The organism is Nostoc sp. UHCC 0251, from assembly GCF_034932245.1.
Classification (GTDB): domain Bacteria; phylum Cyanobacteriota; class Cyanobacteriia; order Cyanobacteriales; family Nostocaceae; genus Nostoc.
The window spans coordinates 1-8,297 of record NZ_JAYGHD010000154.1; the positions used below are offsets into that span (position 1 = coordinate 1).

The following is an 8,297-nucleotide window of genomic DNA, read 5'->3' on the forward strand; positions in this document are numbered from 1 at the left end:
ATAAAAAACAAAGGCAATAGTGACTATGTTGCAATTTAAATGCCGATTAGCTTACTAACTCTCCAGCTGCAAAGGGCGTAATCTGGAAACGTCCATTCGTCATTTCCTCAACTCGCCGGGAAACTGTTTGGGCACCGATAAAAGTACCCAAAGATTTGGGCCAGCTAGTTGCCATGCGCCAACGGACATTTGGTAGTCCTGCTTGCACACTAGGGGATTTACCAGTTTGGGTACAAGAAACTAGGGTAGCAGCAGTTGCCGTGGCGATCGCAGCTGTGTTGAGAACCTTTCGACGTTTCATAATGGTTAGTGATTTAAATTGCGGAAAATTTAGGCTGATAGAGAATATTTATCAGGTTTTTGGCAATTTTTTAGTTTTAGGTACTAAATTAAACGCAGTAGGGGCGCATAGCTATAGCTATACGCCCCTACTGTGTAATTGAGTTTTAGCATCTAAAACTTTAGCTTTTTGTTACTTCCACTGTTTGGGTATTTTAAAGTTTTCCGGTAGGATTGTTGTGCGATCGCCAATTGCCTGTTCAATCTGCTGTAATTCCAGGTTTTCACATCCGCTAAAGTTTGCTCTAGAGAGGTTAGCTTCATGGAAGTTAGCATTTTCCAGGTTAGCTGTACTGAGTAACGCACCTTCTAAGTCGGCTCCAGCAAGTTTTGCGTTTTGCAAGTTACTACCAATTAGGTTTGCATCTTGAAGGTTGCTATCCTCAAAGTTTACTCCTTCCAAGCTGGCATCACAAAGGATTGCTCCTTCTAAGTTTGCACCACAAAGGATTGCTTCTTCTAATTTGGCATCACAAAGGATTGCTCCTTCCAAGTTGGCATCATAAAGAATTGCCTTCGAGAGGTTCGCTTTTCTGAGGACTACGCCTTGGAGATTGGCTTCTGGGAGGTTTGCTTTTTGCAGGTTGGCTTCATAGAAGATTGATCCACAAAGATCGGTTATTGATAAGTCTGCCTCCGAGAGATTTGCTTTTGTAAAATTAACCCATTGTAAGTTAGCTCCTACGAGGATCGCCCTAGAGAGGTTAGCTTCTGTTAAGTCTGCATTACTGAGGTCTGTATTGCGTAAATCTAGTTTCTGATTTACCGGATCTTTATGTGAATCGCGTCGTCCAATGACAGTCAAGGCTGTTTGAATATCTGTAGGAAGTTTTGATGAGTCTTGTGACTCGTCCTCATATTTCTGAACTGGGGCATTCTCGCGGATAAATGCAGCGAGAATTTCCATTATTGTCCAATGGTCTTTGTGGGAATCCTTGGCAATTCGCTCTAAAGCATAAATTGCAGCAAACCGCGTTTCAATTTTTTCATTTCCCAACTGTTCAATTGCTTTAGAAAAACGTTCGGGAACAATTTCTTCTAGAGTTTTTTGGGTGTTATTAATGCCAGCTACGATGTTGTTTTCCCAAGCTAGTGTCCCACAAAAGAGTTTGGTGAACAGGCTCTGATTCTCACCAAAAGAGAGTCTGGAAGTATAATAAGCATTAATAATTAATGCTAATCCGCCAATGATTATCGCAAGAGTTGTTAATGCTTGATTAATATATTCTATTTTTTGTTGATTTGAAAGTCCTTCAATATTTTCAAAAAACGAGAAAATTAGAGTTAATGTGAAAATAAATATAATTGAGATAAATACCAACAAAGTCGTGAGTCCATTTGTCTTTATGAGAGACATGTCATAAGTCTTCATATCTGACTCCTTACGGAAGTAAATTTAGGTTGATTTTAAGAGGATTTGTAAGGTTATGATAGAGTACAAACACGTAACTACTTGACAGCTACTTAAATCTACTTCATAGAAATCATCTACAAAATATCTGATTACTTATTTTTCAAACATCCTCTGAACTGCGGTGTTTAGTGGTAGAGACACAATATTGTTGTGCCTAAAGCGAAGGTATTCCACCCAATTGAAACGCTTGCATTACCTATGATGAATAGTTGAAAATCTGTAACCTTAACGAGGTTCATCTAATTACTCAGGTTTGTAACAAACACCTAAGTAGATTGGACTAAATTAGAAATCGCCATGAGCAATTCATCTGGTGCTACAGGTTTAACCATATACTGTTGAAATCCTGCTTTTAGTGCTTGCTGCTGATTAATTTCGCCTGCATAAGCAGTCAGAGCGATCGCTGGAATAGTTTTTCTTCCTATTTCTGCTTCTAGATCACGCACCTGTTTTATCAGCATATAGCCGTTCATCTCTGGCATCCCAATATCGCTAAGTAAGATATCTGGCTTTGACTTGATGAGCGCTTGTAATGCTTCATTTCCTGATGCTGCTGTAGTGACGATCGCTCCAAACTCCTCAAGCACAAAGCTGAAAAAGTCGCGGGTATCTTCATTGTCATCTACAATCAGGATTTGTAAACCCATGAGGGGAGAAGAGGCTAAAACGGCAGTTGAGGAATCGGGGTTTGTGTCATTCTTGATAGTTGCACTTTCTTTGAGCAGAGGTAACTTCACTGTGAAAATAGCTCCCTGCTCTTCGCCAAGACTTTCAGCCCAAACCGTTCCACCATGCATTTCGACCAAGTGACGAGCGATCGCTAAACCTAACCCTAGCCCACCAAACTTTCTAGTTGTTGTACCGTCACCTTGACGGAAATAGTCAAAGACATGAGGTAAAAAATCAGGATGAATGCCTTTACCTGTATCGCTGACGGTAATCTGCACTTGAGCGTCGATACACTCCAATTGCACATTTACTTTTCCCCCAGTCGCTGTAAACTTGACGGCATTCGATAATAGGTTCCAGAGGACTTGCTGTAAACGGGCTGAATCACCCAAAACTTTCCCGTTCCGATCGAGCATCGTCTCAATCTGAATGGTTTTTGCCTCTGCTGCCAAACGCACTGTTTCCATCGCAGATTCAATAATAAATGCCAAATTGACTGGCATCATGTTGAGATTGAGTTTGCCTTGGATAATGCGAGAAACATCCAGCAAGTCTTCAATTAGTTGAGCTTGTAATTTGGCATTGCGTTCAATAGTTTGAAGGGCTTTTTGCAGCGATATCTCATCAAATTTACGGCTCTGCAATAGTTTTGCCCAGCCGAGAATCGGATTCAATGGCGATCGCAATTCATGAGAAAGTACTGCGAGAAACTCATCTTTGATCCGGTTAGCCGCCTCCGCTTCTGCTCTGGCTCTTTGCTCAAGTAGCAAAAGGCGATCGCGTTCTGATTCGGTGCGTTTGCGATCGGTGATATCAGTTAACATAGCGATCGCGCCTAAGAACTCATTTTGTTCATTCAAAATCGCTCTAGCAGAAATCAGTGTCCAAATATATGAACCATCTTTGCAGCGCAATCGAGCTTCTTTAAGATCGCTCCCTTCTTGCTTGTGCCACTCCAGTTTCTCTTCGGCTGCTACCCCATCAACCTGATCAATAAAATAAAACATAGAACGACCAAGCATTTCTTCTGCCGGATAGCCCAACATCTCACAAAGCCGTTGATTCACAAACTCTGTTCGTGATTGAGAGTCAATCATCCAAATTCCCTCATAGGAGGTATCAACAATTCGGCGATACTTGGCTTCACTCTTCTGTAAGGACTCTTCTGCTTGCTGGCGCTCCCGGCGCTCCTTGGCTTCTCGCAATGCCCGTTGCACTGAGGGAACTAATCGCCCTAGTCCTTGCTTTAATACATAATCGGTTGCGCCATTCTTCAGGGCTTCGATCGCTAATTCTTCACCCAGCGCGGCAGAAACAAAGATAAAAGGAACCTCAGGAGTGCGATTTCGGGCAATTTCTAAAGCCGAAATTCCATCAAAAGAGGGCAGGGCATAATCGGCAAGGATTAAATCGAAAGTCTCTGCTTCTAGAGCCGCCAGGAAATCAGCACCGGTTTCAACTCGTATTAGTTCGCAATTAATTCCGCCTTCCGTTAACATCGCTTGGGCAAGCTCTGCATCTAACAAACTGTCTTCCAAAAGCAGGAAACGGAGTAGATTCATCAGTTCCTCTCCTGTTGACGATGAGGTGCTGGAGGTAGAGCGCCAAGGGGTGGCTGATTAATAACTGCCCAAAAAAGTCCCACACCCTTGATAGCATCGGCAAACTCATGGTAATCAAGAGGCTTGACGACATAAGCATTAACGCCTAACTCGTAACATCGAACTAAGTCTGGCTCCTCACGGGAAGAAGTTAGGACTACCACTGGAATCACTCGCATTACTGGGTCAGATTTGAGTTCTGCCAGTACTTCTAGCCCATCAATTTTAGGTAGTTTCAAATCGAGCAGCACCACAACCGGATGTCCTTCCATCCGCAACCGGAACAGCCCCCGGCGATAGATATAATCTAGTGCTTCCTCTCCATCACGCACTACCACCACTTCGTTGGCGAGATGATTTTCCGATAAGGCGGCTAATATTAATTCTGCATCGTTGGCGCTGTCTTCAATCAGCAGAATTCGCTTGAGTTCTTTCATTTGCCCTCCTTCTTCGACAACTTAGGTAGTGAAAAATAGAAGGTGGCTCCACTGTCAACTATAGCCTCTGCCCAGACTCGACCATTATGCCGATGAATAATGCGTTGCACGTTTGCCAAACCAACACCTGTGCCTTCAAATTGTGGTTCGCTATGCAGGCGTTGAAATACTCCGAATAGCTTGTGAATATATTGCATATTAAAGCCTACGCCGTTATCTTGGACAAAAAAGACAACTTCGTTTTCCTTGTCAATGCTGCCAACAGTAATTTCTGCTGGGTTTCGAGTCTGGGTATATTTTACGGCATTGTCTATGAGGTTACGAAGGACGAGCCGCAGCATGGAGGGGTCGCCCTGGATTTCTGACAGTGGCTTTATGTGCCAATTGATTGTGCGTTCTGGAGTTTGGGTTTGCAAATCGCGTTTTATTTCTTCCACTAGTTGCTCCATATTAATGTTGATGTAGCGCATTTCGGTGCGCCCCATGCGAGAAAATGTGAGCAACTCATCTATTAGTATTCCTGCCTGTTTTGCAGTTTCTGCAATTATTTTTAAATAACGCTGACTTGTTTGATCTAATGTAGTTGTTGAGCTATGCCGTTTCTGAAGCAATTCTATAAATCCGGCGATGTGGCGAAGCGGCGATCGCAAGTCGTGAGAGACTGAGTAGGAGAAGGATTCGAGTTCCTGGTTAGCGGCTTCGAGTTGGGCTGTGCGCTCTTGAATCCGTTGCTCTAGCACTTCGTTGAGTTGTTGCAGGGCGGCTTCGGCAACTTTGCGATCGTGAATATCGCTGGCGACGCCCACCCACTTAATAATCTGTCCGGCTGCATCTCGAAATGGCAAACCCCGGACAATATGCCAACGATAGCTACCATCAGAAACTCGACGGAAGCGAATTTCTGCTTCGTAGGTTGTAGCTTTAGTAACAGCCTGCATTGAAGTTTTAAAGACGCGCTCGCAGTCATCAGGGTGAATGATATCAATCCAGCCATACCCAGCAGTCTGCTCCATTGTCAATCCACTGTAATCAAACCAGTATTGATTGCAATAAGTAATACCACTATGGCTATCGCCCATCCAAATAGCCTGGGGCGAAACTTCTGTTAAAATTCGGTATCGCTCCTCGCTATCACGTAGCGTTTCTTGTGCCAGATTGCGATCGTGGATATCAACACAGGAGCCGATATAGCCGAGAAACTCTCCTGTTGGTGCAAACCGAGGCACACCACTATCGAAAACCCAACGATATTCCCCATCATTGCATCTGAGGCGATATTCCATTTGAAATTTTTGTCGGGCATCAAAGGCATTGGTGTATGTATCTAAGCAACGCTGAAAATCATCGGGATGAACACCTTCAGTCCAACCATTGCCCATTTCTTGCTCTAGAGTCCGCCCGGTAAAATCTAGCCAGGGTTTATTAAAGTAGTTACAAAGTTTGTCAGTCCCAGACATCCAGACTAGTACGGGAGCGGTGTCTGCAAGGTGGCGAAAGCGGGCTTCACTCTCACGTAACGCTGCTTCTGCCTGATTGCGTTCGCGCAGCGCAGCTTGCTGTTCGCTAATGTCAGTAATCAACGCCGCATAACCTTCAATGGTTCCCTGTTGATTAAACTGAGGAACACAAATAGCATTAATGTAGCGTGTGCCAGCATCTTTATAAGGAACTTGACTTTCATAAGTAACCTGCTCTCCTGCAAGTACTCGTTCTACATAAGGACGAACTACTTCATAAGCAGATTCACCTAAAACTTCCCAAAGATGCTTTCCATAAACTTCTGCCGTCGAATGCCCAAACCATTCTTCATAGGCTCGGTTATTGAAGCGGTACCGTTGCTCTGAATCTACAAAGGAAATCAGAACTGGCAGTGTATCTGTAATTAAGCGAAGTTCAGTTTCTCGTTGCCGCAGTGCCTCCTCCATCTGCTTGCGGTTGGTGATGTCGCGCCAGCAATTGATTGCACCGATAATTTTACCTTGGAAATCCCGAATCGGTACTACATTAGCGCTGGCTATAATCCGGCTTCCATCAGGACGTTCAATGACGCATTCCTCATCGCGGATTGTTTCACCGTAGCGCGTAGCACGGTATAAAGGCAATTGCTCTAGGGTGGGGCGCGTTACACCATCAGCTAAAAACCGACCATAGGACTGGAGGTAGTCGCTAGAAGACTTACCAATGAGTGATTCAGCAGGTATGCCCACAAGCTCTTGCGCGAGTTTGCTTTTGGCGATGATCGGGAAATCAGGGGGGCCGCCAGCGATTGTAATTCCCTCTGGGACGTGTTCTAAGAGCATTTGCAGGATACTCTGGGCAACTTCAGCTTGTTTGCGCTCGCGCAGCGCAACTTGTCGTTCGCTCAAGTCAAGAACAAAACCAATAATTGTCCGATCTCCCTGCTTAACAAAGCCAATTAAGACGGGAAATTTAGAGCCATCTTTACGGATGTATTCTTGCTCAAAGGGCTTACAACTCCCAGTAATCCTAAGTTCTTCAATTGCTCGTTCACTTACCTCAATGTATTCGGGTGGAGTAATCTCACCCCAGCGAATTCTCCCAGAGCGCAAATCCTCGCGTGTATAATTGAGCATTTGTAGAAAGGCATCATTGGCTTCCATGATTAAGCCATTCAGATCAGCCACAAGTACCCCAATAATATTGGACTCTGTTAAGCGACCAAATCTTGCCTCGCTTTCGCGTAGTGACTTCAGACTTGCCTCAGCTTTCTGTTGGGCTGTGCGGCGTGATTCGTTGAGCGAACTAATCAACGCTGCTGTCAGTATGAACACGACCAGAGGTACTAATCTACTTAGATTTGTAATGCTCTGCGGATAGAGTGGCTTGAAAAAGAAGTAGTTGATTGCCAAAGTAGATAAAACAGTAGCAAGTAACCCTGGTACCAAGCCACCGCACCAGGCACTCACCATCACCGCAACATAAAACAGCGCCGCAGGCATTGTATTGAGATATGGATTGAGCAGCAGAGTTGCCCCCAGTGCTAAGGCAACGGATAGCACAGCAATACCATAGTGCAGCAGTCGCTCTCTACTGTCAGCAACAATGTTTTTAGATTTCGATGCCCTCACTTGATGAGCCATAACCCTACTCTGCTTCTGGAAAATACTGGTTTAGCAGCCTTTTGCCGGGTTCACCCATCTGCCGTAACATTTCTTTTATTAGTTTTAGCGCTATCCATGAAGGCACTTTATATTTATTCTGCCAATGTTTGACTGTTTTTAATGAAACCTCTAATTTAGTAGCAAACTGTTTCTGAGAAAGATTGAGTTGCTGCCGAAGTTGCCAAATTAAATCTAATATCTCCAGCCGCTTTGTTACAGGCATCTCCTTTTCCTATTGCCATAGAATGACTAGGATAGGACAGGTGTCTTATTGTTTATCTCCTGCTTAGGGAATATTTCTCAGGTTATATCCAGTAAGCTGGATTTCGCTGTCACTCTAGGTAATCTTCTATCTTAAAAGGCTCAATGTTCGAGTTCAGAGGCTCAACGTTCGGGTTCAAAGGCTCAACGTTTGAGTAAAAAGGCTCAACGTTCGAGTAAAAAGGCTCAACGTTCGAGTTCAGAAGGTGAAACTTGAGCTTTCCAATGTTCGGGTGGTTAAAGATTTTCCGGTATAGCGGTTCCCACTCAGATGTGGTACAAAATTATATCCCCAAGTGTAGGGGCACGGCACTGCCCATTGGTGTCAACTTAAGCTAAAAGCTTTGTCAAATCTCGTTTCCAGCCTCTGGGCTGGAAATGCACTTCAATTGCGGCTCCGCCGCCAGCAAGGGAGGCGGAGCCTCTAGGACAGCATTCCCAGTCGGAGACTGGG

The 8,297-nt window shown here is 44.4% G+C and carries 6 protein-coding genes; all 6 read right to left on the reverse strand.

Annotation, left to right across the window (positions count from 1 at the left end; translation table 11 throughout):
• Window positions 1–46: 46 nt before the first annotated feature.
• Entirely contained in the window at window positions 47–301 is a 255-nt protein-coding gene (locus tag VB740_RS15895) for a hypothetical protein (protein ID WP_323200938.1), read from the reverse strand.
• 171 nt (window positions 302–472) lie between these two features.
• The gene (locus VB740_RS15900) at window positions 473–1,696 is read right to left on the reverse strand and encodes a pentapeptide repeat-containing protein (RefSeq protein WP_323200939.1); all 1,224 of its coding nucleotides are present in this window, start codon (window positions 1,694–1,696) and stop codon (window positions 473–475) included.
• 323 nt (window positions 1,697–2,019) lie between these two features.
• On the reverse strand, window positions 2,020–3,984 hold the full coding sequence (locus tag VB740_RS15905) for a response regulator (protein ID WP_323200940.1): 1,965 nt from the start codon (window positions 3,982–3,984) through the stop codon (window positions 2,020–2,022).
• Window positions 3,984–4,460, reverse strand: coding sequence for a response regulator (locus VB740_RS15910; RefSeq protein WP_323200941.1), 477 nt, complete (start codon window positions 4,458–4,460; stop codon window positions 3,984–3,986). Before VB740_RS15910 ends, VB740_RS15905 begins: the two co-directional genes overlap by 1 nt.
• Window positions 4,457–7,561 (reverse strand): PAS domain S-box protein, encoded by a 3,105-nt coding sequence (locus VB740_RS15915; protein ID WP_323200942.1) that lies wholly within the window; start codon window positions 7,559–7,561, stop codon window positions 4,457–4,459. Before VB740_RS15915 ends, VB740_RS15910 begins: the two co-directional genes overlap by 4 nt.
• Before the next feature lie 4 nt (window positions 7,562–7,565).
• Complete coding sequence (locus tag VB740_RS15920; RefSeq protein ID WP_323200943.1) at window positions 7,566–7,805, reverse strand: helix-turn-helix domain-containing protein; 240 nt, start codon at window positions 7,803–7,805, stop codon at window positions 7,566–7,568.
• Between the last annotated feature and the right edge of the window lie 492 nt (window positions 7,806–8,297).

Bases quoted from the DNA above. Each gene is read 5' to 3' on its own strand.
- VB740_RS15895 (WP_323200938.1), bottom strand. From the start codon at position 301: ATGAAACGTCGAAAGGTTCTCAACACAGCTGCGATCGCCACGGCAACT.
- VB740_RS15900 (WP_323200939.1), bottom strand. From the start codon at position 1,696: ATGTCTCTCATAAAGACAAATGGACTCACGACTTTGTTGGTATTTATC.
- VB740_RS15905 (WP_323200940.1), bottom strand. From the start codon at position 3,984: ATGAATCTACTCCGTTTCCTGCTTTTGGAAGACAGTTTGTTAGATGCA.
- VB740_RS15910 (WP_323200941.1), bottom strand. From the start codon at position 4,460: ATGAAAGAACTCAAGCGAATTCTGCTGATTGAAGACAGCGCCAACGAT.
- VB740_RS15915 (WP_323200942.1), bottom strand. From the start codon at position 7,561: ATGGCTCATCAAGTGAGGGCATCGAAATCTAAAAACATTGTTGCTGAC.
- VB740_RS15920 (WP_323200943.1), bottom strand. From the start codon at position 7,805: ATGCCTGTAACAAAGCGGCTGGAGATATTAGATTTAATTTGGCAACTT.